Raw genomic sequence first — 24,007 nt, 5'->3', positions numbered from 1 at the left:
AAAAGCTCTTCCTTTGTGTAAGGAAGAGCTTGAACGATCAAATCTCCGCCTCATCTGCAAGAACGCAATGTTCTAAAGGATTTAGCACCATTCTGTTTGAAACAGCGGTTGCCGGGTATCATAGGGCCAGTCCCTCCACCTCTCTTGATAAGGTACAACTTCATATTCAGATTTCAATTATCTTAATATTATTACTTTTGCATCAATTGTCAATGCTTTTTAGAAAATACTTTCATCTTCATCGTTATATAAAACCATATCAAGCACGATAGCGATGGCAGTGCAAATCAGAACATCTTCCTCGTTTGCAATCTGCAAGTGATAGGAATCACCCCAGCTGAGCCACTTTTTGCTCACTGACATCCGGACATTTTCCCCGTCCGTCAGCTGGAATTCATCCCTCCATAAATCACCATCGATTTCCCAGTTAAGCCCGGAAATCACAAATTTCGGTTTGAAAAACGTTACTTTCTTCGTTACCTCACAAACTGTTTTCCCGCCAATTGAAATCTCATAGCGCGGCAATAAAGACATTAGTTTTTGTTCTATGGAAACGAGCGTTTTCCCAGATGAGTCTGTCATTTGTAATGAGTCTCCTAACGAGAAAAAACGCCCCTCCACCTTGAATGTTTCTTGTTCATCCCGGTCATAAATGTGAAATGCATCTTTAAATGAGAACATTTTTTGTTTCATAAATAACTCGATCATTGCTGAAGTCTCCTTTGGGTTTGCCTTGTATGAAATTACGGATAGGTGGCGAAAAGGTTTCAGGCTCTAAATCAAAACAATTTTAAAAGGCTGCGTGATTCAGCAGCCTTTTCATTTGAAATATAGAATTAGGAAAGATGCATCCGGCGTTTTTGGCGGATGGCGTCAAGGTCGATTAGGTTGTTGTGATGAGGTGCGGCTGCTGGCAGAGGGCTTGTCTTTTGCGGTTTGCGGCGATTGTCCTTGCTGAAAGAAAAAAGAAGATAGCCGCATAATGCGATGATAATAAATAGGATCATATTACATACCTCCCAAAAAAAGTTTTGGTACTCTCTATTGTACGGATAAAAAGTCAAAAAGTATTCAAAAAATTCTAAATCAATAAATAACGAGAAACTGTCCCTCTAAAACAGTATAACCTGATGACCTGAAAATAGTCTTGAATCACGCTGTTTGCTCTTGTTGATGATTGGTTCTATAGTTACTATCGACGATAAAATAAATTCCTTTATATAACTTTTAACCTAAGTTTACGTAATTCTAATTACCTGTTTTTGGGTGCTGTTTTCTTGCTTGTTTGGTTTATACCCTATTTTGCGGAATTGAACACAAAAAACCCAAATTACGGAGCATTTGGGCGGTACGGGTGAATACGGATTGTATTTAGGGGATTTGAATGTTTTATTTGAAGAAGCGTTTGAACATTTTTCTAATTTTTTGAAATGGGCTGGATTTCTTTTGCATGTTAAGCGGCCTGGAAATGATCCATTTTTTCAAGAGACTCTTTGCAGCGATTGCATGTTTTGTCATTGTTTTTCCTCCTCATTTGTTGATACTTGTTTTACGGAGGACGTGTTTAAAATGTTTCACTTTCACACAAAAAAGCCAGTCCTTTTTTGGACTGGCTTTTGGCATTATGCTTGCGCTTCAAACTGCTTTGCAATCTCAACGATGACATTTACGGCTTTGACCATGTTATCAACTGAGATGTATTCAAATTTGCCGTGGAAATTTTCCCCGCCTGTAAAGATGTTTGGCGTCGGAAGCCCCATGTAGGACAGCTGTGATCCGTCGGTGCCGCCGCGGATGGGGGAAATCTTCGGTTCGATGCCGAGGTTTTCCATCGCTTGCTTGGCAATGTTGACGATTTCGATGACAGGTTCAATTTTCTCTCCCATGTTGTAGTATTGGTCGTTCATATCCAGCAGAATCCGGTCTTGCCCGTATTCGTTTTGAAGTTCTTCAACGGCACGCTTCATTGTTTCTTTTCTGTTTTGGAAATTCTCTTTGTCAAAGTCTCTGATAATGTAGTGGAGCTTTGTTTCCTCTACGTCTCCTTGAATCGACAGCAGGTGGTAGAAGCCTTCATAGCCTTCCGTATATTCAGGCGCTTCGTCTGCCGGCAGCAGGCTGTTCAGCTTCATCGCGATTTTCGCAGAGTTGATCATTTTTCCTTTAGCTGTTCCGGGATGTACGTTGTTGCCTTTAATCGTAATTTTTGCGGCAGCGGCATTGAAGCTTTCATATTCAAGCTCGCCGAGCGGCCCGCCGTCAACCGTGTAGGCAAAGGATGCATTGAACCGTTTCACATCAAATTTGTGCGGCCCTCTTCCGATTTCTTCATCAGGCGTAAAGGCGACTCTGATTGTGCCGTGCTTGATTTCAGGGTGTTTGATGAGGTAATCCATGGCTGTCATGATTTCAGCGATACCGGCCTTATTGTCTGCGCCGAGAAGGGTGGTGCCGTCTGTGGTGATGAGTGTATGGCCCTTATAGCCGGACAACTCAGGAAATTGATCAGGTGACAGGGTGACCTGCAGCTTTTCGTTAAGAACGATGTCTTTTCCATCATAGCTTTCGATGATTTGCGGATTCACGTTTTTGCCGGTAAAGTCTGTAGCGGTGTCGACGTGAGCGAGAAAACCGATTGTCGGCACGTCTTTTTCAGTGTTGGAGGGAAGAGTTGCCATGACATAGCCGTTTTCATCAATGGCTGCATCCTGCATGCCGATGGACTTCAATTCATCAACGAGCATGTTTCCTAATGTCAATTGGCCGGGTGTGGAAGGACAAGTGTCAACGGATTCATCGGACTGTGTGTCGACTTTTACATATGTAGTAAACCGTTCAATGATTTCTTCTTTCATTTCCAATCATCTCCTTTGTCTTATTTTAGCATGGCGGGATGAGAGATTTCTATTGCACAATACCGTTTCGAATGGCAAAAACGACTGCCTGTGTCCGGTCTTGGGCATTGCATTTTTGCAGGATGCGGTGCACGTGGGTTTTCACTGTGCTTTCACTGACGAAAAGCTTTTCAGCAATATCCTCATTTCTCAGTCCGTAGGCCATTTGCTGAAGAACCTCAAGCTCTCTTTTGGTGAACGGCTCTGCCAGTTCTTCTGGATGGGGCTGTTGCTTCGCCCGAAATGTCTCACTGATAATTTTAGCAGCTGTGACTGTACGGAAAATCGCCTCGCCTCTGGCCGCAGCGCGAATCGCATCTATCAACTCTTCAGGAAGTGTATCCTTCAGCAGATAGCCGACTGCGCCCGCACGGATGCCTTCAAATACGTATTCCTCCGTGTCAAAGGTCGTTAAAATGACAATCTTTGTATCTGGAAGGGCGGACATGATGTCTTTCGCCGCTTCGATGCCTGAGCAATGCGGCATCTGGACATCCATGAGGATGACATCGGGTTTTGTTTGTTTTGCGAGTGCTATAATATCGTGACCGTCGCCGGCCTCGCCAGAAACCGTCATATCCGTCTGTGCGTTGATGACGTAGCGGAAGCCTTCACGCACAAGCGGCTGATCATCGGCAAGCGCGACGCGTATTTTATCTTTGTTCATCTTTTTGCTCCTTATTCGTTGTCATGAGCGGCAATGACAGCTCAATTTTCAGGCCGCTCGGCTGTACGGCACTGAAAGTAAGGGAACCGCCTGCTTTTTCTGCGCGCTCTTTCATTCCTGTCAGGCCAAATCCATAAGTAAGGATGCCGGTGAATTGTCCGTCGTCGGTGATTGTGACATAGAGATGGGACTTGTCGTTAGAAATGACGGCCGCCGCATGGGAAGCGTCAGCGTGACGAATGATATTGGTCAGCGCTTCCTGCAAGATGCGGTAGATCGTTTCGCTCACGTTTGGAGGCCAAGACTCTTCTGATAGTCCGGCAGTATCTAAAGAAACGTGCAAGCCGCTCCGTTCCTCCACTTGATGAATGAGCCCCCGCAAAGCGGTAAGCCCCACCATCGATTCACTACGGCCCATTTGGTGAACGACAGACCGTACTTCTTGAAGACATTCCCTGGCGACACTCAGTACATTTTGAATGACTTTTTCTGAATCCTCCTTGCTGCTTTTGAGGATATAGGGAAGGGATTGAAGCTGAACAATCACAGAAGTCAGCTCGTGACCGATGCTGTCATGAATGTCGCGGGCAATTCTTGTACGCTCCTCAAGGACCGCATACCTTAATGAAAGAACAGAAGCCTCCTGCAGCTCTGCATGCGCTTTCTGGAGTTCTTTATGAGCATGCTCCAGCTGCACATGCATTTTTGCCAATTCAGCATGATTCCGTTCAGCCTCCCTTCTTGCTTCTCGTCTGAAACGCATGGAGGAGAAGAAGACGTAGAGTCCGATCATGATCGAGATGTTGCTGATGATGGTATTCAAGCTTCCTCCATGTGAGGATAGGAGTAATATGTTGCCTCCAATTAAACATGCTGTGAAGATCAAGGATAGCCGTGAAGGGAGTCTAAAGGCGGCATATATCATTAAAAATACAATCAAAAAATAGGCGGCACCCTGCTCTTGGCCGGAAACAGCCCAAAAGAAATCGGTCAGGAGCCAGAGTCCGATGAATATGCTCAAACTAACAGCAGTGGATACCACATAGGGAATGATCCAAATGAATGCTAAGTATACCGCAAATACAAATGCTAACAAAATGGGATCAGCCTTAGTTGGATGAGATAAAAATTGTATGCAATTCAAAATGAGAATAAGGCTCGGCACAAGCTTCTTGTAGTGCCGAGCCGGAGATTGTCCGTTCATGCTGGTCCTTCTTTCAGTTATTGAATGGATACTTTGCCAGCGGTCAGCCGTCTGTAAGCTTTATAAAGCATGATGTTACGGGCTGTGATGGTGCCGAGGGGAATGAAGAACATAGAATGAATAATGGCAATAAACATCTCGTTGCTCTCAGGCAGCCATGTTCTCGCGGCCATACGCAAAGAAAGTATCACTAGAATGAGAATAACACTTCCAAGGGAGCCGCGTGAAGTGACCTTTCCGGTTTCCGGGTGAATCCGCACGTTTACCATCTTTCCAATGCCAAACCCGCAGACCAGCCCGATCAGTAATAAAATGCCGCTGATCGCCACATGTAATACGGAATGAAAATACGCCGGCTGAAACGATGCTGATACGCCCCATAAGAGCAGCAGCGGAATGATCAGCAACTTCCCGGGTCTGACAGCTTTCTCTCGGTACATCGATAAAATAATAAGAATCAATACAATAAAAATATATGGGCTCATCGCCATGTCATCAAATCCTTTCTGCATTAAGCATAGCGAAAAAGGGAAAGGGAAACGTCAACCGGCAGATTGATTTTTCAGCAGCTATACTTGTTCGCGCTGCATAAAGGTATGAAAATGCTGATAATATATGAAAAAACTATTAATAAACGATTAAACTTCTTAAAAATGGATGTGGACCGGTTCTAAACACTATATAATGAAAACAGGTCATTTTTTAGGAGGGTTTACATCATGGCAATACTTGTTACTGGCGGTGCCGGGTACATTGGCAGCCACACATGTGTTGAACTATTGAACAGCGGCTACGAGATTGTTGTTCTTGATAATCTGTCCAACAGTTCAGCTGAAGCGCTGAACCGTGTCAAGGAGATTACAGGAAAAGATTTAACGTTCTACGAAGCGGATTTATTGGACCGGGAAGCGGTAGATTCCGTTTTTGCTGAAAATGAAATCGAAGCTGTGATTCATTTTGCAGGGTTAAAAGCAGTCGGCGAATCTGTGGCGATTCCCCTCAAATATTATCATAACAATTTGACAGGAACGTTTATTTTATGCGAGGCCATGGAGAAATACGGCGTCAAGAAAATCGTATTCAGTTCATCTGCGACAGTATACGGCGTTCCGGAAACATCGCCGATTACGGAAGACTTTCCATTAGGCGCGACAAATCCTTATGGGCAGACGAAGCTCATGCTTGAACAAATATTGCGTGATTTGCATACAGCCGACAATGAGTGGAGCGTTGCGCTGCTTCGTTACTTTAACCCGTTCGGCGCGCATCCAAGCGGACGGATCGGTGAAGACCCGAACGGAATCCCAAATAACCTTATGCCGTATGTGGCACAGGTAGCAGTCGGGAAGCTCGAGCAATTAAGCGTATTCGGAAATGACTATCCGACAAAAGACGGGACAGGCGTACGCGATTATATTCACGTCGTTGATCTCGCAGAAGGCCACGTCAAGGCGCTGGAAAAAGTATTGAACTCTACAGGAGCCGATGCATACAACCTTGGAACAGGCACAGGCTACAGCGTGCTGGAAATGGTCAAAGCCTTTGAAAAAGTGTCAGGGAAAGAGGTTCCATACCGTTTTGCGGACCGCCGTCCGGGAGACATCGCCACATGCTTTGCAGATCCTGCGAAAGCCAAGCGGGAACTAGGCTGGGAAGCGAAACGCGGCCTTGAGGAAATGTGTGCTGATTCCTGGAGATGGCAGTCTTCTAATGTGAATGGGTATAAGAGTGCGGAATAAGAATGGAGGCCTTCTCAATAGAGAAGGCCTTTTTTAAAGAACAAGGGTGCCTAAACAGGCACCCTTGTTAGCTGTTATTTGATTTTCACAATAACATCATTACTGAATTTTAGTTTCCAAGTGCCTTTTGCATAAGCTTCCTTGTCAACTTCAAATGCTTTTACACCTGTTACTTTAATATTAGGATTTAGATCACTCAAAATTTTAGAGTTATCAACTTTTGTCTCAGTTGCATAGTTTACAGAAGCATCAATATCAGAATCATAAGAAGTACCATCAGCATCAACTAATTTAACAGTTGGAATTGAAAAAGAGCTAATCGGCTTTTTAGATACGTTTTTAATTGTATATTGAACAGCTACAATTGTACCTCCCTCAGATGCTTTCTTTTCAACATATTGAGTACCGACAGTATCTCTGTCCTCTACCTTCGTAACCGTCACTTCAGTTTTTTCAGTTTTTACGGTATCACCGATATTGTATGTTTTTTCAGTTTCTGCTTTGCTGCTGCTTGATGTTTTGGAAGTGGCTTCTGAGCCGCCTCCGCCGCCAATCATATTACCGATAATAATGATGACAACAACTGCGAGAATAAACGTAATGATTTTATGTCGCATAAAAAAGTTACGTTGATCCTTACCGCAGTTAGGACATTTTTTTACACCCTTTGCAATTTCTTGACCGCAAGCTTTACAGGGTACTAGTTTTCCTGCCATTATATTTCCTCCTATGTAATAAAATGTACGAAACATATGTACTATAATGCCTATATTATTTCTCTTAGTCAATATAAAATTATGAATTTCTTATAATTATTATCATTTATAGTTAAATTCACTTGTAAAATATATGCTTTTTTTCTTATCGGTTATATCTGTTCTTTTTTAATAGATAAATCGTTTTTTCTTCCAGCTTATCTGATGAAATCTCCGCAAATACCCCTTGAACCAATTCGAACCGTCCCTTATAATGCTAATATTGGAAAGTGAAAAGGATATGATAAAAACAGTGGTTTTCTAGGGTTCCGCAATGCGAATTGGACTGTGACCGAGAGAAAACACATAGCAGCTTGGCTGTTATGACACGGTGGGATAAAAGCCCAGGAGTTTCTGCTCTTTTTCGAGAGCGTTCTCCTGGGTTTTTTTATTTGCTAGAACAGAACAATGAGAAGGAGTGTTTTCGTGATGAAAAAGAGAATGCTGGATGTACTTATGCTTGTGATTGGCGCTTTTTTCTTCGCGCTTGCGGTTAATTTATTTGCGATTCCCAATGATCTTGGGGAAGGCGGAGTCACTGGGATTACGCTGATTTTGTATTATCTGTTTCAATGGTCTCCTGGTGTCACGAACTTTATCTTAAATGCGTTTTTGCTTTTAATCGGCTACAAGTTTCTGGATGGAAAAACAACGGTTTATACGATCATTGCGGTTGCGGCAAATTCGCTTTTTCTTCATCTGACACATGGGTGGAGCATTCCGTCTGATGAATTGATCATTAATACGATTTTCGCAGGTGTATTTGCCGGAGTCGGGATCGGCATGATTATCCGGGTCGGCGGGACGACGGCCGGTTCCGCGATTCTGGCCAGAATTGCTAATAAATATTTAGACTGGAATATCAGCTATGCACTCTTGTTTTTTGATTTAATCGTAGTATTTAGCTCTTATTTTATTATTGGTGCAGAAAAAATGATGTTTACGATCGTGATGCTGTATATCGGTACCAAAGTGATGGACTTCATTATTGAAGGTTTGAATACGAAAAAAGCCATTACGGTCATTTCAGAAAATAAGAGTGAGATTGCAGAGCAGGTAAATACCTTGATGGATCGGGGCGTGACGATTTTATCAGGGAAGGGAAATTATACGGGCCAGTCAAAAGAGATTTTGTATATCGTCATTAACAAACAGGAGCTGTCTATGCTGAAAAAAATCATTAGAAGCTGCGACAAAAAAGCGTTTGTGATCGTACATGACGTACGCGATGTGTTTGGCGAAGGGTTTGTGGATATATCTAAATAAAGAAAAATCCCTCTGTACTTGAAACAGAGGGATTTTTTCATTTAGAACGGATATTTGCGGTATTGCTTCTGTATCGAAATCCATTTCGTCACGGTAAATTCCTCGACGACCCACGGATTGCCGAAACGGCCGACACCGCTTGCTTTGTTGCCGCCAAAGGCAATATTCGGCGAATCATTGACGGACTGGTCGTTGACATGGGTCATGCCGCTGTCAATTTGCAGGGCGAACTTTTCGCCTTTTTCTAAATCAGAAGTGAAAACCGCAGAGCTGAGGCCGTATTCAGTATCATTTGCCATGTCAATCGCTTCCTGGTCGCTGCCAGCTTTAATAATGGTTGCGATTGGGGCAAACAGCTCCGTTTGGGCAATTTTGCTGTTGTTGTCCGCACCGACAAAGACGTACGGCGTCAGCACGTTTCCGACGCGTTTTCCTTCAACCGCAAGCTCAATGCCGTCTGCCTTTGCCTGCTCAATGATCTCTAGCGCTTTCTCGATTTGGCGCTCGTTGATCAGCGGGCCGACAACGGTTTTCGGATCGGTTTGATCGCCGTACGGAAGCTGTTTGACACGGGCGGTGAACTTTTCTACAAACTCATCGTACACATCTTGATGAACGATGATCCTGTTGATAATCATACAGATTTGTCCCTGGTGAATAAATTTTCCGAAAATCGCGGCATCCACAGCACGATCGACATCCGCATCTGAAAGAACGGCAAATGGATTGTTGCCGCCGAGTTCAAGGGCCATTCGTTTGAAGGCGCGACCGGCGATTTCACCGATGTGGCGCCCGACTGCGGTTGATCCCGTAAAGCTGATTAATCTCGGGATTGGATTGGTGAGCATGCCGTCCCCGATTTCCTTTACATCCGTCAGCATGACGTTAAGGACACCGGCAGGAAGACCGGCGTGTTCAAACGCTTTCGCAATGATGGTCCCGCCGGAAATAGCAGTTTGGATATCAGGCTTGTGAACAACACTGTTACCCAGCGCAATTGCGGGCGCAATGGATCTCATAGATAAATTCATTGGAAAATTAAATGGAGAAATCGATGAAATGACACCTAGCGGAAGGCGGTAAATCTTATTGGTTTTCCCTTCAATGTCGGATGGCACCTCTTTGACGCCGCCTAATTCACCAGTATACGTCATGGCTTCATCTAAAATCGCAATCGTTTGTTCCAGCTCGATCGTTGATTTAATAATCGTTCCGCCAGTTTCGCGGGCGATCATCATGATGATGTCATCACGGTTTTCCTGTAAATAGCCGCGCGCTTTTTGCAGGACGGCTTTTCGGTCTTCCGTTGTGCTCTTGGCCCACTCTTTTTGGGCTTTCTGTGCAATGTCAAACGCATCCTCCAGCTGTTTGCCCGTTGCCAAAGATGCTGTTGTGATCACAGACTGGTCATACGGATTCAAAATGTCCTCCGTACGTCCGCTTTCTCCCTCAGTCCATTTTCCGTTGATAAAACTTTTGTTTAACGTTTCGAAACTCATAAGATGACCCTCCTTTGGTCCTGCATGTCCTCTTCTATTTCCGCTGAAGCCAATATGTAAACGAATGAGGTTTCCCTTTCAGTTTCTCGTCTATCTATACTGGATATACTCTTTTTTAGTGGAGAACATGTGTGTTTCGCCTTATACTGAATATACAGATCCTTACATAAGAGAGGAGACTCTATGAAATCGCTGCTGGCTATTTATCCCGGTTCGATTGTGTCTGAGGAGCTTTGCATAAGGGAAGGCTGTCTATGTTTTTTTGATGAAAGCAGTCAGAGATATATCTCCATTCCGAAAACAGAGATCAGTGAAAAAGAAGTATTGGTGCTGCAGTCATTTTTGACGCCTGCGGATGAGGGCAATCAACTGTCTATGAAATCACCTGAGGAAAACAAGTGGTTTTCATTCCTTTTTTCCAGAGGGGAATTGCCGGCGTATATAAAGAAACGGACGAGATTTGTTCACTTTCATTTATTCGGCAAAATAGAAAGGACGTCCTTTACGGAAGCGGTTCGCCATTTTTGGCCGGTGTCTTTTGTGATTGTGTGGATCCATGAGGACAGAGGCGTGATTGTCGAGCAGGAAAGTGAAGCGGCGGCGGAGAAGGACGAACTGGAATCGCTCGCTAAGGTTCTTGAAAGTGATTTCTACTTCAGTGTCCGTTTTTACGCCGGAAGATTTTACGAGCCGGATGAGTGTCTGCGAAAACATTACGCTCGTGAACAGGCGTATTTCCTGTTTGCTGAAAAACGGCTGCCTCAGGTGCAGAGTGTGACCTTTGAGATGATCTTTCCTTTTCTATTATTAGAAACAGAAAAAGAAAAACTGGAAACGCTGCTCTCTGAAGAAGCTGAGCTTTTATTTGGAAGTGAAGCTGAGCTAAGGAAGACCATTAAGCTGTTTATTGAAAACAACTCAAACGTCACATTAACAGCGAAAAAGCTGCATCTGCATCGCAACAGCCTGCAATATCGGATTGATAAATTTATTGAGCGGTCAGGGATAGATATCAAATCGTACAAAGGCGCACTTCTTGCCTATTTTATCTGTCTGCAAAATGAAAGTTCAGAATAAATTGGAAATATGCACGAAAAATGGCTGGGTGATTTTATGAACGCTGCCCATTTTAGCGAGAGAGAATTGCTGTTACACTCAATATAAGAAAGCGTTTACAATAACAAAGGGGGATGTTAGATGGCTGAATTGCGGATGGAGCACATTTATAAATTTTATGATCAAAAGGAACCGGCGGTTGATGACTTTAACCTTCATATTGCCGATAAGGAATTTATCGTATTCGTCGGCCCGTCCGGCTGCGGGAAATCAACGACGCTGCGAATGGTCGCAGGACTTGAAGAAATTTCGAAAGGCGATTTTTATATTGAAGGAAAACGGGTCAATGATGTAGCGCCAAAGGACAGGGATATCGCGATGGTATTTCAGAACTACGCGCTCTATCCGCATATGACGGTCTACGATAATATCGCGTTCGGGCTCAAGCTTCGGAAAATGCCGAAGCCTGAAATCAAAAAAAGAGTAGAGGAAGCTGCTAAAATTCTCGGGCTGGAGGAATATTTGCACCGTAAACCGAAAGCGCTGTCAGGTGGACAGAGACAGCGGGTTGCGCTGGGCCGGGCAATCGTGCGGGATGCAAAGGTGTTCCTGATGGATGAGCCTTTGTCAAACCTGGATGCGAAGCTGAGGGTGCAAATGCGGGCGGAAATCATTAAGCTCCACCAGAGACTGCAGACTACTACGATTTATGTGACGCATGACCAGACAGAAGCGCTGACGATGGCGACACGGATCGTAGTCATGAAAGATGGGAAAATTCAGCAGATCGGGACGCCGAAGGATGTTTATGAATTCCCTGAAAACGTCTTTGTCGGCGGGTTTATCGGATCACCGGCGATGAACTTTTTCAAAGGAAAGCTCACGGATGGCTTAATCAAAATCGGTTCTGCGGCATTAACCGTCCCGGAAGGAAAAATGAAAGTGTTGCGTGAAAAAGGCTACATCGGCAAAGAGGTCATCTTCGGCATCCGTCCTGAGGATATACATGATGAATTGATTGTCGTGGAATCATATAAGAACTCTTCGATTAAGGCGAAAATCAATGTTGCAGAGCTACTCGGTTCTGAAATCATGATTTATTCGCAGATCGACAACCAAGACTTTATTGCGCGGATCGACGCCCGCCTCGATATTCAATCGGGCGATGAACTGACGGTCGCATTTGATATGAATAAAGGCCATTTCTTTGACAGTGAGACAGAAGTGAGAATTCGATAAGAACAAAAAACCGGACATGGGGATGTCCGGTTTTTTGCTATTGAAAATCTCAGAATCAAACCGATGTAAAAGGAGGAAGAAATAGACAGAAAGCAGGAGAACGATGAAACGATTGTTTTTAAGCGTCTTTCTTTTGGGCAGCTGTTTGGCGCTTGCGGCTTGCGCTGATCAAGAGGCGAATGCAGAGCAGCCGATGCCAAAAGCGGAACAAAAGAAACCGGAAGAAAAGGCAGTACAAGTTCAGAAAAAAGAAGACGATACATCTGCATGGATCAAAACAGAGAAACCGGCAAAGCTGCCGATTTTGATGTACCACAGCATTTCTTCAGGAAACAGCCTCCGTGTGCCAAAAAAAGAATTCGAGGCGCATATGAAGTGGCTTCATGATAACGGCTATCAGACATTAACGCCGAAAGAGGCGTATCTCATGCTGACGCAGGATAAAAAACCGAGTGAGAAGTGCGTGCTGATCACATTTGATGACGGGTACACCGACAATTATCAAGATGCGTATCCGGTGCTGAAAAAGTACGGGATGAAGGCAACGATTTTTATGATCGGCAAATCGATCGGACATAAGCACCATCTGACAGAGGAACAAATGAAGGAAATGGCACAGCACGGCATATCGATTGAAAGCCATACGATTGACCACCTTGAGCTGAACGGATTAACGCCTCAACAGCAGCAAAGTGAGATGGCTGATTCGAAAAAGCTGTTTGACAACATGTTTCATCAGCAAACCACCATCATCAGCTATCCGGTAGGGCGCTACAATGAGGAGACGCTGAAGGCCGCTGAAAAAACAGGCTATCAAATGGGCGTGACGACAGAACCGGGCGCGGCTTCGAGAGACCAGGGAATGTATGCCCTCCATCGTGTGCGCGTGTCCCCAGGCATGTCGGGCTCGGCTTTTGGTGCGTACATCGAATCAATGAAATAAAAAGGCGGCGTTTAATCGCCGCCCCCTCCGCCGCCACAGCCGGAATCGCTGAAACCTCCGTCACTGCTGCATCCATCATGGTATGAGCCGTTGTCTGAATAACCGAAATACCCGCTGTCCGCCTGCTGGCGGCTTTTATTATCCGATGACTGCGGCTGAATGACTGAAAGAAAAACAATAATAGCTATTATCAATAAGATCACTATCACTTCTGGTCACTCCCTTTTTTCACCATATCTGTTATACGGATGAAACGCTGACCGGTTTCATTTCAAAGTGATTGATTCTTTCAGGCGGTCTCTGAGCCAGCGCTTTAGCACCCCACGTCCTTTGTTTGACAATAAAGTGCCGACACGCCAATACATAGGGGGATGAGGAGCGAACTGAAAATCAATCAATCTGAAAAACCAGCTTTTATCACGGGTGAGAGAGTCAATTTGAAGCTCGTCTTCACCTGCTTCAGAGCTGTAGGCACTTTGTTTCTGTATGTCCTCATCCTGCCGAACCGCCAAGATTTTCAAGGCTTCAGCCATTTGTTTGTAACCGCCCTCCAGCAATGATGCGCCAAGATTGTCAGCACGCACCTCCATCCATTGTGAACAAAAGGATTGATAGAGCTGGAACAGGATAATGATTGCCATAATGAAAGCCCAAAGCGCAATTTTGTGGGCCTCGGGATGGGTGATATGCTGCTCAAACAAGAGGAAAATCCCAACGACAGCTCCAAGATATAGAAAACGCAAAAGCTGTGATGACAGAACGTCACGTTTTTTGATATGAATCGCCTCATGGGCCAGAATGCCTTCAATGACACGCTGTGGAAGTGTTAGTGTGGCGCTTGTCAGGATGACCATTGACCTCCCGACATTCATGCCTACTGCCATTCCGTTGTAATCATCACTCTCCGTTTCGTATATGCGGACATGGGAAATGCCGGCCGATCGGAAAATCTTATCGGCCGCTGCCTGTACATGCGGATGATGACAAGGCTTGGCGTCCATCGCCGCCCGCAACACACGGTCTGACATATACATGTTGAATACCCAATACAGGATTACGGCAACAGCCATGACCCATGGAGAGGCGTGTAATGCGTATAACGCGAGCACCAATAAGGCGTAAGCGGATACCCCTTTTACGCTGGCGGCAAAATAAAGCTTACCGAGCAGCCGCTTCACATTTTTTCTATGATAAAACGGCAAAACAGAAATTACATTGTCCACATCGTTTTCTGCATCTGTGTACTCCTGGAGAATTGTTTTCCATTTTTGCGGTTCCTTCACCGTCAAAAACAGTGTTTCGCCGGGAAGAGACAGTTTAATGACTTGCTGAAAGCTTGTTGTTAAATCTAGACGTGATGAATACATCGTCAGAAGCGGATGGAGCTTTAAGAGATCAGCCGTTGATTCAAGCTGAATGGCCTTCAAATCGGAAAGCGGGTATGTACGGGTTTCATAGTGTGAGCTGATATGCAATTTTTCTAAGGCTGCTGAATAAAAAACCTTTACGCTGAAAACATTCAGTATACGCTTCACCAGTGCCCCTCCGCCGGAGATCATGCCGAGAAGGATCACATATTTGAGAGGGCTTGTGTCAGGTCCATAGATGAAAAAAATAACAGCCCCTGCAAACACAATGGCCGTCAGCGTAATGTCTGACAGGAGACGTGTTTTGTTTCTGGCCAGCTCGATTTCCTGCCAGTCTCCCGAAGGTTTTTCCGCACGCTCTGAAACAATGAGATCCATTGCGGTCCAATAGCAGAAGAACATTGTCGCCATCGAGACTATGCCGTCCATGAATGAGAGATGAGAGAAGATGTAAACCGCAGCGCCGACCCAAAGAACAATATCAATCCAGAAGTCTACGGCCGGAATGAATTTTGCTGCCAGGGCTGATATCAAATAAAATCCCAGCCCGAGAAGCATAAAGAGAAATAGATGAGTTCCCATAGGCATGCCATATTCCTTTCTATCTAGTATTTCCAACTATTACTATAGCATGAGGCGGGAACTTGCAAAAATATGGACATGCAAAAAAGCAAGCTCTTTCGTTTGACGAAGAACTTGCTTGCGGGGATCAATAAAACTGGTGCAGCAGCAATAAGGTTAAGGATACTGTAATCGCGCCCCCGATGCGGGTAGACACTTGGGCGAAAGGCATTAGCTCAAGCCTTTCAGCGGCGCTTAAAATGGCAACGTCACCGGTGCCGCCTTGCCCAGAATGACACGCATTGATTATGGCGGTTTCAATCGGATACATGTTCAGCCATTTTCCAGTGAAGAAGCCAACTGCCATCATGGTCACAACGACAGACAGAATCGTGATAATATTGCTGAGGTTAAAAGCGGCGACAAGCTTGTCCCACGGAGTCATGGATACCCCAATCGCAAAGAGAAGCGGGTAGGTCACAGCTGTTGAAAAGAAGCGGGACACTCCAAACGCACCATTTTCAATTGAGGCAGGCACCAATCTGAACAGCTTTATGAGAACAGCCAGTAACAGCATGGCAACGGGTGCCGGAAAACCGAAAAAATCGTGAGCGAGCATGCCGACTAAGTATAAAGAAACAGCAAGGATACCGCCTGACGCAAATAAAGAAAGGTTGAACATTTGCTGTCCGCTTTGAGATTCCTCCAGCGCAGGGGACTCTTCTTCGGAGCGGTCCACTTTGCCGTTGCCTGTCCATTCCGGTTTTTTCTTTCCGATGCGGTTCAGCAATCCCGCTAGAATAATCGCGCACAAGCTGCCCAGCATAATCGATGGCAGAACAAGTGCAAACGCTTCCCCTTGAGAAATGGGCATGATGTCAGAATATCCGATGGACAGCGGGATAGCGCCTTCTCCGACTCCTCCAGCCATAATCGGAATGACAATGTACAGCAGGGTATGCTGAAATCCGAGTCCGAGCAATGTCCCGACAGCCAGTCCGACAATAGCGGCTGTGACAGAACCGACAATAAGCGGAATAAAAATTTTCATGAATGCTTTTACGAGTGTTTCTCTTTTCATGCCGAGAATGCTTCCGACGACAATACCGGCGATAAACAAATATAGAAAGTTTGAGTTTTCTGTAAATTCTGTGGTGGATTTGACGATATCATTAGGCAGCAGGTGATAGTACACGACAGCGGACGGAATAAAAGTAGCTAGGATGGCCGGGCCGCCGATAGAACGCACAATCGGTATCGATTTGCCGATTTGGGCAAAGGTAAACCCGAAAAACGCCATGACGGCAATGGATGTCAAAATGTCACTTTTTACATCGTGATGCATAACAAAAACAGTGATTAATATAAACAGCAAGGCATACACAGGAAGCGGTATGATGCCTACTTTTATATTCATGGCTTTCGCAAACCAATTCTCTTTTCGAACCCCTTCGTGAATTGTATCCGTTTGCAATTGCATTTGTGTTTGAAGCTCTCCCATTGAAAAACCTCCCCTATTCTTGATGCAGTGAAATTGTTCACTATGTTAAGTATACTAAAAAATTGAAATTATTAATATATTAAAAATTTACTATTCAACTTTTCTCCACTTGCCGGTTCAAATGAAAAGAGGCATCCTGCCTAAAATCTGTTTATGACGGAGTGCTGAGAAACGAGTGCTGGTGCAGGGCAAGCATTTTGTTCGCAAGGAACGATGTGTTGATGTACGATAATAAAGGGTCATTTATCCTAGCAGCCGACATAAATAAGCAACAAAATAGACAAAAATCCGTCACATTGGGCGGGACTTTTTAGGTATTTTAGGCTTTATTTTTGAAATGAATCGTTGTAAAGTACTTAATATGAACCAGTCAGAGATTGTGTCATTTGGTCAGTCTGGCAATCTTGCATCATATTGGATGACTTTTTGACACATTTGTGAAATATTGAGCAATATTTTTTTCGTCTATTTTGTGAATTACTGATCAAAGTCTCGGTTCTATTTGTGAAGTAGTGAGCAAATTACAGTTTTAACCGGAAATGGAGGAGAAAGCATGAGTGAATTGGTATTAGCCCGCATACAGTTTGCATCAACAACGTTGTTTCACTTCTTGTTTGTGCCGATGTCTATCGGGCTTGTGTTTATGGTTGCGTTGATGGAGACTCTTTATCTTGTAAAGAAAAATGAGCTGTATCTCAAAATGGCAAAGTTTTGGGGACACTTATTCTTAATAAATTTCGCAGTCGGTGTTGTAACAGGGATTTTGCAAGAATTCCAGTTTGGACTGAACTGGTCTGATTACTCCCGTTTTGTCGGAGATGTATTTGGTGCGCCGCTTGCGATTGAAGCATTATTGGCGTTTTTCATGGAGTCTATTTTTATCGGATTATGGATTTTTGGCTGGGACCGCCTGCCGAAGAAAATTCACGCTCTCTGCATATGGCTCGTATCATTCGGAACGATCATGTCATCTTTCTGGATTTTAACAGCAAACTCCTTTATGCAGGAGCCGGTCGGCTTTACGATCAAAAACGGCCGCGCGGAAATGAATGATTTTGGCGCGTTGATTACAAACCCTCAGCTTTGGGTTGAATTCCCGCACGTTATTTTCGGTGCGCTTGCCACTGGAGCTTTCTTTATTGCCGGAGTGAGTGCTTTTAAACTGCTGAAGAAAAAAGAAGTGCCGTTCTTTAAGCAATCTTTTAAACTCGCAATGATCGTCGGCCTTTGTGCCGGTCTTGGCGTCGGCCTTAGCGGACACATGCAGGCTGAGCACTTGATGGAATCACAGCCGATGAAAATGGCTGCCAGTGAAGGCCTATGGGAAGACAGCGGTGACCCTGCTGCTTGGACCGCTTTTGCGACGATCGATACAAAAAATGAAAAAAGCTCAAACGAAATCAAAGTTCCTTATGCCTTGAGCTACTTGGCTTATCAGAAATTCAGCGGAAGTGTCAAAGGGATGAAAACCCTTCAGGCTGAGTACGAAAAAATATACGGAAAAGGCGACTACATTCCGCCAGTGAAAACGACATTCTGGAGCTTCCGTATCATGGTTGGCGCAGGCGTTGTCATGATCCTTGCTGCATTAGGCGGCCTCTGGTTAAACCGCCGCAAAAAGCTTGAAAACAGCAAATGGTATTTGCGCATCATGATTGCTTTGATTTCCTTCCCGTTTCTTGCGAACTCCGCGGGCTGGATTATGACAGAAATCGGACGTCAGCCTTGGACGGTTATGGGCTTGATGACAACGGCTCAATCCGTGTCGCCTAACGTAACAGCGGGCTCCTTGTTATTCTCAATTATCGCATTCGGTGTGATGTACATGATTCTGGGCGCGCTGCTTGTCTTCTTGTTTATCCGTGAGATTAAAAAAGGTGCGGAGCATGATAATCATCATGATGTGCCTGTATCAACAGATCCATTTAGTCAGGAGGTATACCATGGCATCTCTTCATGATCTTTGGTTTATACTCGTTACTGTATTGTTTGTAGGATTCTTCTTTTTGGAAGGCTTTGATTTCGGGGTCGGCATGGCGACCCGTTTTCTTGGCCATAATGAATTAGAACGCAGAGTGCTGATCAACACGATCGGGCCGTTCTGGGACGCGAATGAAGTCTGGCTTTTGACTGGTGCAGGCGCCATTTTCGCGGCATTCCCAAACTGGTATGCAACGATGCTGAGCGGTTATTACATTCCGTTTGTCATAGTGCTGCTTGCGTTAATGGGCCGCGGGGTCGCGTTTGAGTTCCGCGGCAAGGTGGATCATTTAAAATGGGTAAAGGTTTGGGACTGGGTCGTTTTCTTCGGCAGTCTGATTCCTCCGTTTGTGCTTGGTGTGCTGTTCACGACATTATTCCGCGGGATGCCGATTGATGCCGACATGAACATTCACGCACATGTATCTGATTATATCAATGTATATTCTATACTTGGCGGTGTGACGGTAACACTTCTTTGCTTCCAGCATGGATTAATGTTTATCACGCTGCGTACGATTGGTGATTTGCAAAACCGCGCCCGGAAAATGGCGCAAAAGATAATGGGTGTTGTTTTTGTAGCGGTTCTTGCCTTCGCGGCCCTTTCTGCGTATCAGACAGACATGTTTACACGCCGCGGCGAGATTACCATTCCGCTCGCTGTTTTGATTGTCATCTGCTTTATGCTCGCGGCTGTATTTATTCGCAAGAAAAAAGACGGCTGGACATTTGGGATGACAGGCGCTGGTCTGGCGCTGACCGTGGGAATGATCTTTATTTCCCTATTCCCTCGCGTAATGGTCAGCTCGCTTCATAGCGCATACGATTTAACAGTAGCTAACGCTTCTTCCGGAGATTATTCGCTTAAAGTCATGTCAATTGCAGCATTAACGCTACTGCCGTTCGTCATCGGCAGCCAGATCTGGAGCTATTATGTCTTCCGGAAGCGCGTCAGCCATAAGGAGCCTATGACTTATTAATGGGAAAAGACCTGTTTCGATATAAAGGAATGAAGCGGATTCTCACCGTGATTACTTGTTTAACGCTGATTCAGACAGCCGCCATTATTATGCAGGCAGAGTGGCTGAGTGAGGCCGTAACCGGACTGTTCAACGGGAAGGGCATTACCTCCCTTTTTCCTGTGATCGGCTTTTTCCTCATCGCTTTTATCGCCCGGCACGGGGTGACGGTGGCGCGACAGAAAATCGTCTATCAATACGCCGCCCGGACAGGAGCAGATTTGAGAAAAAGTTTTCTTGATCAGCTGTTCCGATTAGGCCCCCGCTTTGCAAAGAAAGAGGGGACGGGGCAAATGGTGACGCTGGCGATGGAAGGCATCAGCCAGTTCCGCCGCTACCTGGAGCTGTTTCTGCCGAAAATGGTCAGCATGGCGATTGTGCCTGCGGCAGTTGTCATTTATGTGTTTTTTCAGGATCGCACATCAGCCATCATTTTAGTCGCTGCTATGCCGATTCTGATCATCTTTATGATTCTTCTCGGCCTTGTCGCGCAGAGAAAAGCGGATCGTCAGTGGAAATCCTATCAGAGACTTTCCAATCATTTTGTTGATTCTCTTCGCGGGCTGGAGACATTGCGTTTCCTAGGTTTGAGCAAGTCACACAGCAAAAATATTTTCTATGTGAGTGAGCGGTATCGCAAGGCAACGATGAGCACACTCCGGGTAGCGTTTTTGTCATCATTTGCCCTCGATTTTTTCACGATGCTGTCGGTGGCGACAGTCGCAGTATTTCTGGGCCTGCGCCTCATTGACGGCGATATTTTGCTTGGCCCCGCTTTAACAGCGCTTATTCTGGCACCTGAGTATTTTCTGCCGGTGCGGGAAGTGGGGAATGATTATCATGCAACGCTGAACGGCCAGGAAGCAGGAAAAACCATTCAAGAGATTTTGTCGCAGCCTGGTTTTAAAGAAGAGACGCCGCTTCAGCTCGAAGCTTGGTCCGATCAGGATGAGCTGAAGCTGTCAGGCGTGTCAGTCGGCCGATCGGTGTTTGATATTCATCTCTCATTTAAGGGCAAGAAAAAAATCGGCATTATCGGTGCAAGCGGCGCCGGAAAATCAACATTAATTGATATTCTCGGCGGATTTTTAGAGCCGGATGGCGGGATGATTGAGGTTAATGGTACAAGCCGGTCCCATTTGCAGGACGGCAGCTGGCAGAAGAACCTTCTTTACATCCCTCAGCATTCGTACATTTTTGATGACAAGCTTGGGAACAACATTCGCTTCTACCATCCAAGCGCTTCGGCAGAGGATACAGCCCGTGCTGCTGCGGCGGCGGGACTGGCGGAGCTGGTGGATAGCCTTCCTGAAGGATTAGAGGGGCGGATCGGGGAAGGCGGCCGGGCGCTCAGCGGCGGCCAGGCACAGCGTGTCGCGCTGGCCCGCGCCTTTTTGGGAAACCGTCCGATCCTGCTGCTGGATGAGCCGACCGCCCATCTTGATATCGAAACAGAATATGAAATAAAAGAAACGATGCTGGATTTATTTGAGGATAAGCTTGTCTTTCTCGCGACTCACCGCCTTCACTGGATGCTCGATATGGACGAAATTATCGTGCTGGACGGGGGCAGGGTTGCGGAAATCGGGACTCACAATGAACTGCTGGAGAAAAACGGTGTGTATACCAAACTCGTGAAGGCACAACTGGGGGAAAGAGCATGAAGAAAGAAGAATGGATTTTGCCGTATATCAAGCAAAATGCCCGCCTGTTTGTTCTGGTTATCTTTTTGGGCGCGGTGACGATTTTTTCTGCTGCTTTTCTCATGTTCACCTCAGGGTTTTTGATTTCTAAAGCGGCGACAAGGCCGGAAAACATTCTGCTCATTTATGTGCCGATTGTCGCAGTGCGCACCTTTGGGATTGCGCGCTCTGTGTCGCGATATGTGGAACGGCTCGTCGGGCATCACATCATTTTGAAAATCGTATCCGACATGCGCGTCCGCCTTTACAATATGCTTGAGCCGGGTGCTTTGATGCTGCGTTCCCGTTTTCGCACGGGGGATATGCTCGGCATTTTGTCTGAGGATATTGAGCATTTGCAGGATGCTTTCTTAAAAACGATTTTTCCTGCGATCTCAGCCTTGTTCCTGTATGCTGTGTCAGTGATAGCGCTCGGCTTCTTCTCTTGGCCGTTTGCCATATTGCTTGCGCTGTATTTGTTTGTTCTTGTTGTATTGTTTCCGGTTGTGTCTTTGCTCGTGACGAGAGCGAAGAATGCGAAGCTGAAAAGCGGGCGGAATGTGCTGTACAGCCGTCTGACAGATGCCGTGATGGGTGTCAGCGACTGGATGTTCAGCGGACGCCGGCATGCGTTTATTGATGCCTATGAAAAAGAAGAACATGATTGGTTTGAGCTTGAACGGAAAAAGCAACGCTATACGAGATGGCGGGACTTTGCCGCGCAATGCCTTGTCGCCGGCCTTATTTTGCTGATGCTGTTTTGGACGGCGGGACAGCAAGCAGACGGCGAGCTTGCTAAAACAATGATTGCCGCTTTTGTGCTAGTGGTGTTTCCGTTGACGGAAGCCTTTTTGCCGCTTTCGGATGCCTTAGGCGAAGTGCCGGGCTATCAGGATTCTATCAGACGCATGAACAAGGTGGCTCCTCAGCCGGAGGCGTCACAAACAGAATCAGGGGCTCAAATGCTCGATCTTCAAGATGTCACCTTGGCCTTTCGTGATGTGACGTTTTCTTATGATAACAGCAGCCAAGTGCTTGACAACTTTTCCTTTACGCTGCGCCAAGGAGAAAAAATGGCGCTGCTTGGCCGAAGCGGCTCTGGGAAATCAACATCGCTTGCATTAATCGAAGGCGCCTTGAAACCGGACTCCGGTTCTGTTACGTTAAACGGAGTGGAGACAGCGCTGTTAAAGGATCAGATTGCGGATGCGGTGGCCGTGTTAAATCAAAAACCGCACCTGTTTGATACAAGTATTTTGAACAACATCAGGCTCGGAAACGGAGAAGCAAGCGACGAGGATGTGCGCCGCGCCGCAAAGCAGGTCAAGCTGCATGACTACATTGAGTCATTGCCTGACGGATATCATACCTCTGTACAGGAAACGGGCATCCGTTTTTCCGGTGGAGAGCGCCAGCGGATCGCGCTTGCGAGGATTTTACTGCAGGATACACCGATCATCATCCTAGATGAGCCAACAGTCGGCCTCGATCCTATTACCGAACGTGAATTGATGGAAACGGTGTTTGAGGTGCTGAAAGGAAAAACGATTTTATGGATTACCCACCATCTCGCGGGAGTGGAAGCGGCTGATAAAATCGTATTTCTCGAAAACGGCAAAACAGAAATGGAAGGAACCCATGAGGAGCTGCTGGCGGCAAACGAACGATATCGCCGTCTATATCACCTTGATGTTCCTGTAAAATAGAAGACAGCCCTAAAAGGCTGTCTTTTTTGTTTGAAAAAGAAAAGGGACAGGAAAAATAGGAAAAGAAAGCAGAGGAGGGATAGAGATGAATGTTCCATTTTGGACGGAAGAGCATGTAAGGGCCACGCTTCCTGAAAGAGATGCGGAGAGCCATAAAGGCACGTACGGTACGGCTTTGCTGCTGGCTGGAAGTGACGACATGCCGGGGGCAGCGCTGCTTGCAGGGCTTGGGGCCATGCGGAGCGGTCTCGGCAAGCTTGTCATCGGTACATCAGAAAGCGTAATCCCGCTAATTGTTCCTGTTTTGCCCGAGGCGACCTATTGGCGTGACGGCTGGAAAAAGGCGGCGGATGCTCAGCTTGAAGAGACGTACCGGGCCATTGCCATCGGATCGGGCCTTCCGCAAACGGAAAGCGTACAGCAGGCAGTCGATCATGTGCTTACGGCTGATTGTCCTGTTATTTTGGATGCCGGAGCGCTGGCGAAGCGCAAATATCCGAAACGGGAGGCCCCCGTCATCCTCACGCCGCACCCGGGCGAGTTTTCCCGAATGACAGGGGTGCCCGTGAACGAATTGCAGAAAAAAAGAGCGGAATATGCAAAGGAGTGGGCGGCTCAGCTGCAGACTGTCATTGTGTTAAAAGGAAACCAAACCGTCATCGCGTTTCCTGATGGAGACTGCTGGCTCAATCCAACCGGAAACGGGGCGCTCGCCAAGGGCGGAACCGGTGACACACTGACGGGCATGATATTGGGGATGCTCTGCTGCCATGAAGATCCAAAGCACGCCATATTAAACGCGGTCTATTTGCATGGTGCGTGCGCCGAGCTCTGGACGGACGAGCACTCCGCCCATACGTTGCTCGCTCATGAGCTATCTGACATCCTGCCCCGCGTGTGGAAACGATTTGAATGATAAAAAAGCTGTC

At 46.0% G+C, this 24,007-nt stretch carries 22 protein-coding genes and 2 riboswitches; of the genes, 10 read left to right on the top strand and 12 right to left on the bottom strand.

The window, feature by feature from the left end; genetic code table 11:
* Window positions 1–47 precede the first annotated feature (47 nt).
* Window positions 48–154: riboswitch (SAM riboswitch) on the bottom strand.
* Between the two features lie 65 nt (window positions 155–219).
* From NYE20_RS21200 to NYE20_RS21170, 7 genes are all read right to left on the bottom strand, one after another.
* Window positions 220–708 carry an LURP-one-related/scramblase family protein gene (locus NYE20_RS21200; protein WP_032725093.1) on the bottom strand — a complete coding sequence of 163 codons (489 nt, stop codon included), beginning with the start codon at window positions 706–708 and terminating at the stop codon, window positions 220–222.
* Window positions 709–836: 128 nt separating this feature from the next.
* A complete protein-coding gene (locus NYE20_RS21195; RefSeq protein ID WP_080344241.1) occupies window positions 837–1,091 on the bottom strand; it encodes a hypothetical protein in 255 nt (84 codons plus the stop codon).
* 298 nt (window positions 1,092–1,389) lie between these two features.
* Complete coding sequence (locus NYE20_RS21190; protein WP_003227241.1) at window positions 1,390–1,518, bottom strand: hypothetical protein; 129 nt, start codon at window positions 1,516–1,518, stop codon at window positions 1,390–1,392.
* A gap of 104 nt (window positions 1,519–1,622) precedes the next feature.
* Window positions 1,623–2,855 (bottom strand): peptidase T, encoded by a 1,233-nt coding sequence (gene pepT / locus NYE20_RS21185; protein WP_032725094.1) that lies wholly within the window; start codon window positions 2,853–2,855, stop codon window positions 1,623–1,625.
* 49 nt (window positions 2,856–2,904) lie between these two features.
* A complete protein-coding gene (gene yxjL / locus NYE20_RS21180; protein ID WP_161621117.1) occupies window positions 2,905–3,561 on the bottom strand; it encodes a two-component system response regulator YxJL in 657 nt (218 codons plus the stop codon).
* Window positions 3,548–4,765 (bottom strand): two-component system sensor histidine kinase YxjM, encoded by a 1,218-nt coding sequence (gene yxjM / locus NYE20_RS21175; RefSeq protein ID WP_161621118.1) that lies wholly within the window; start codon window positions 4,763–4,765, stop codon window positions 3,548–3,550. The genes yxjL and yxjM overlap by 14 nt, the downstream gene beginning before the upstream one ends.
* Before the next feature lie 17 nt (window positions 4,766–4,782).
* Window positions 4,783–5,256: a CcdC protein domain-containing protein gene (locus tag NYE20_RS21170; protein WP_161621770.1), complete on the bottom strand. Its 474-nt coding sequence runs from the start codon at window positions 5,254–5,256 to the stop codon at window positions 4,783–4,785.
* A 228-nt stretch (window positions 5,257–5,484) separates the two neighbouring features.
* Here NYE20_RS21170 and galE point away from each other — a divergent pair, with 228 nt between their 5' ends.
* Entirely contained in the window at window positions 5,485–6,504 is a 1,020-nt protein-coding gene (gene galE, locus NYE20_RS21165; protein WP_003244356.1) for a UDP-glucose 4-epimerase GalE, read from the top strand.
* Between the two features lie 74 nt (window positions 6,505–6,578).
* Here galE and NYE20_RS21160 read toward each other — a convergent pair whose 3' ends face one another.
* Window positions 6,579–7,121, bottom strand: coding sequence for a DUF4352 domain-containing protein (locus NYE20_RS21160; RefSeq protein WP_119123080.1), 543 nt, complete (start codon window positions 7,119–7,121; stop codon window positions 6,579–6,581).
* A gap of 388 nt (window positions 7,122–7,509) precedes the next feature.
* Window positions 7,510–7,612: riboswitch (guanidine-I (ykkC/yxkD leader) on the top strand.
* Window positions 7,613–7,688: 76 nt separating this feature from the next.
* Between NYE20_RS21160 and NYE20_RS21155 the strand changes: the two genes are divergently transcribed.
* The gene (locus NYE20_RS21155; RefSeq protein ID WP_003242615.1) at window positions 7,689–8,525 is read left to right on the top strand and encodes a YitT family protein; all 837 of its coding nucleotides are present in this window, start codon (window positions 7,689–7,691) and stop codon (window positions 8,523–8,525) included.
* Window positions 8,526–8,566: 41 nt separating this feature from the next.
* Here the strand turns inward: NYE20_RS21155 and NYE20_RS21150 are convergent, their stop codons facing one another.
* Window positions 8,567–10,024, bottom strand: a complete 1,458-nt coding sequence (locus tag NYE20_RS21150) for an aldehyde dehydrogenase family protein (RefSeq protein WP_021480972.1) — start codon at window positions 10,022–10,024, stop codon at window positions 8,567–8,569.
* 183 nt (window positions 10,025–10,207) lie between these two features.
* On the opposite strand from NYE20_RS21150, the gene NYE20_RS21145 reads away from it, so the two are divergent.
* From NYE20_RS21145 to NYE20_RS21135, 3 genes are all read left to right on the top strand, one after another.
* Window positions 10,208–11,101, top strand: a complete 894-nt coding sequence (locus NYE20_RS21145; RefSeq protein ID WP_161621119.1) for a PucR family transcriptional regulator — start codon at window positions 10,208–10,210, stop codon at window positions 11,099–11,101.
* 120 nt (window positions 11,102–11,221) lie between these two features.
* On the top strand, window positions 11,222–12,319 hold the full coding sequence (gene msmX / locus NYE20_RS21140; protein ID WP_003242648.1) for a maltodextrin ABC transporter ATP-binding protein MsmX: 1,098 nt from the start codon (window positions 11,222–11,224) through the stop codon (window positions 12,317–12,319).
* A gap of 103 nt (window positions 12,320–12,422) precedes the next feature.
* A complete protein-coding gene (locus NYE20_RS21135) occupies window positions 12,423–13,262 on the top strand; it encodes a polysaccharide deacetylase family protein (protein ID WP_064671773.1) in 840 nt (279 codons plus the stop codon).
* 11 nt (window positions 13,263–13,273) lie between these two features.
* Here NYE20_RS21135 and NYE20_RS21130 read toward each other — a convergent pair whose 3' ends face one another.
* The 3 genes from NYE20_RS21130 to cimH form a co-directional block, all read right to left on the bottom strand.
* The gene (locus NYE20_RS21130) at window positions 13,274–13,471 is read right to left on the bottom strand and encodes a hypothetical protein (RefSeq protein WP_021480969.1); all 198 of its coding nucleotides are present in this window, start codon (window positions 13,469–13,471) and stop codon (window positions 13,274–13,276) included.
* Between the two features lie 57 nt (window positions 13,472–13,528).
* Window positions 13,529–15,217 carry a M56 family metallopeptidase gene (locus tag NYE20_RS21125; RefSeq protein WP_080121244.1) on the bottom strand — a complete coding sequence of 563 codons (1,689 nt, stop codon included), beginning with the start codon at window positions 15,215–15,217 and terminating at the stop codon, window positions 13,529–13,531.
* A 121-nt stretch (window positions 15,218–15,338) separates the two neighbouring features.
* Entirely contained in the window at window positions 15,339–16,691 is a 1,353-nt protein-coding gene (gene cimH / locus NYE20_RS21120) for a citrate/malate transporter CimH (RefSeq protein ID WP_015714950.1), read from the bottom strand.
* Window positions 16,692–17,244: 553 nt separating this feature from the next.
* On the opposite strand from cimH, the gene cydA reads away from it, so the two are divergent.
* From cydA to NYE20_RS21095, 5 genes are all read left to right on the top strand, one after another.
* On the top strand, window positions 17,245–18,651 hold the full coding sequence (gene cydA, locus NYE20_RS21115) for a cytochrome ubiquinol oxidase subunit I (protein ID WP_003243795.1): 1,407 nt from the start codon (window positions 17,245–17,247) through the stop codon (window positions 18,649–18,651).
* Window positions 18,635–19,651, top strand: a complete 1,017-nt coding sequence (cydB, locus tag NYE20_RS21110) for a cytochrome d ubiquinol oxidase subunit II (protein ID WP_161621120.1) — start codon at window positions 18,635–18,637, stop codon at window positions 19,649–19,651. The genes cydA and cydB overlap by 17 nt, the downstream gene beginning before the upstream one ends.
* Window positions 19,651–21,354: a thiol reductant ABC exporter subunit CydD gene (gene cydD, locus NYE20_RS21105; protein WP_161621121.1), complete on the top strand. Its 1,704-nt coding sequence runs from the start codon at window positions 19,651–19,653 to the stop codon at window positions 21,352–21,354. Before cydB ends, cydD begins: the two co-directional genes overlap by 1 nt.
* Window positions 21,351–23,078 carry a thiol reductant ABC exporter subunit CydC gene (gene cydC / locus NYE20_RS21100; protein WP_041850360.1) on the top strand — a complete coding sequence of 576 codons (1,728 nt, stop codon included), beginning with the start codon at window positions 21,351–21,353 and terminating at the stop codon, window positions 23,076–23,078. Before cydD ends, cydC begins: the two co-directional genes overlap by 4 nt.
* Window positions 23,079–23,163: 85 nt before the next feature.
* Window positions 23,164–23,994 (top strand): NAD(P)H-hydrate dehydratase, encoded by an 831-nt coding sequence (locus NYE20_RS21095; protein WP_161621122.1) that lies wholly within the window; start codon window positions 23,164–23,166, stop codon window positions 23,992–23,994.
* Window positions 23,995–24,007: the final 13 nt, after the last annotated feature.

The sequence above is a fragment of the Bacillus sp. FSL R5-0416 genome (assembly GCF_037975425.1).
Lineage (GTDB): Bacteria > Bacillota > Bacilli > Bacillales > Bacillaceae > Bacillus > Bacillus subtilis.
Note: the sequence above shows the minus strand (reverse complement) of the source record. Positions and strands in the feature narration are given on the sequence as shown.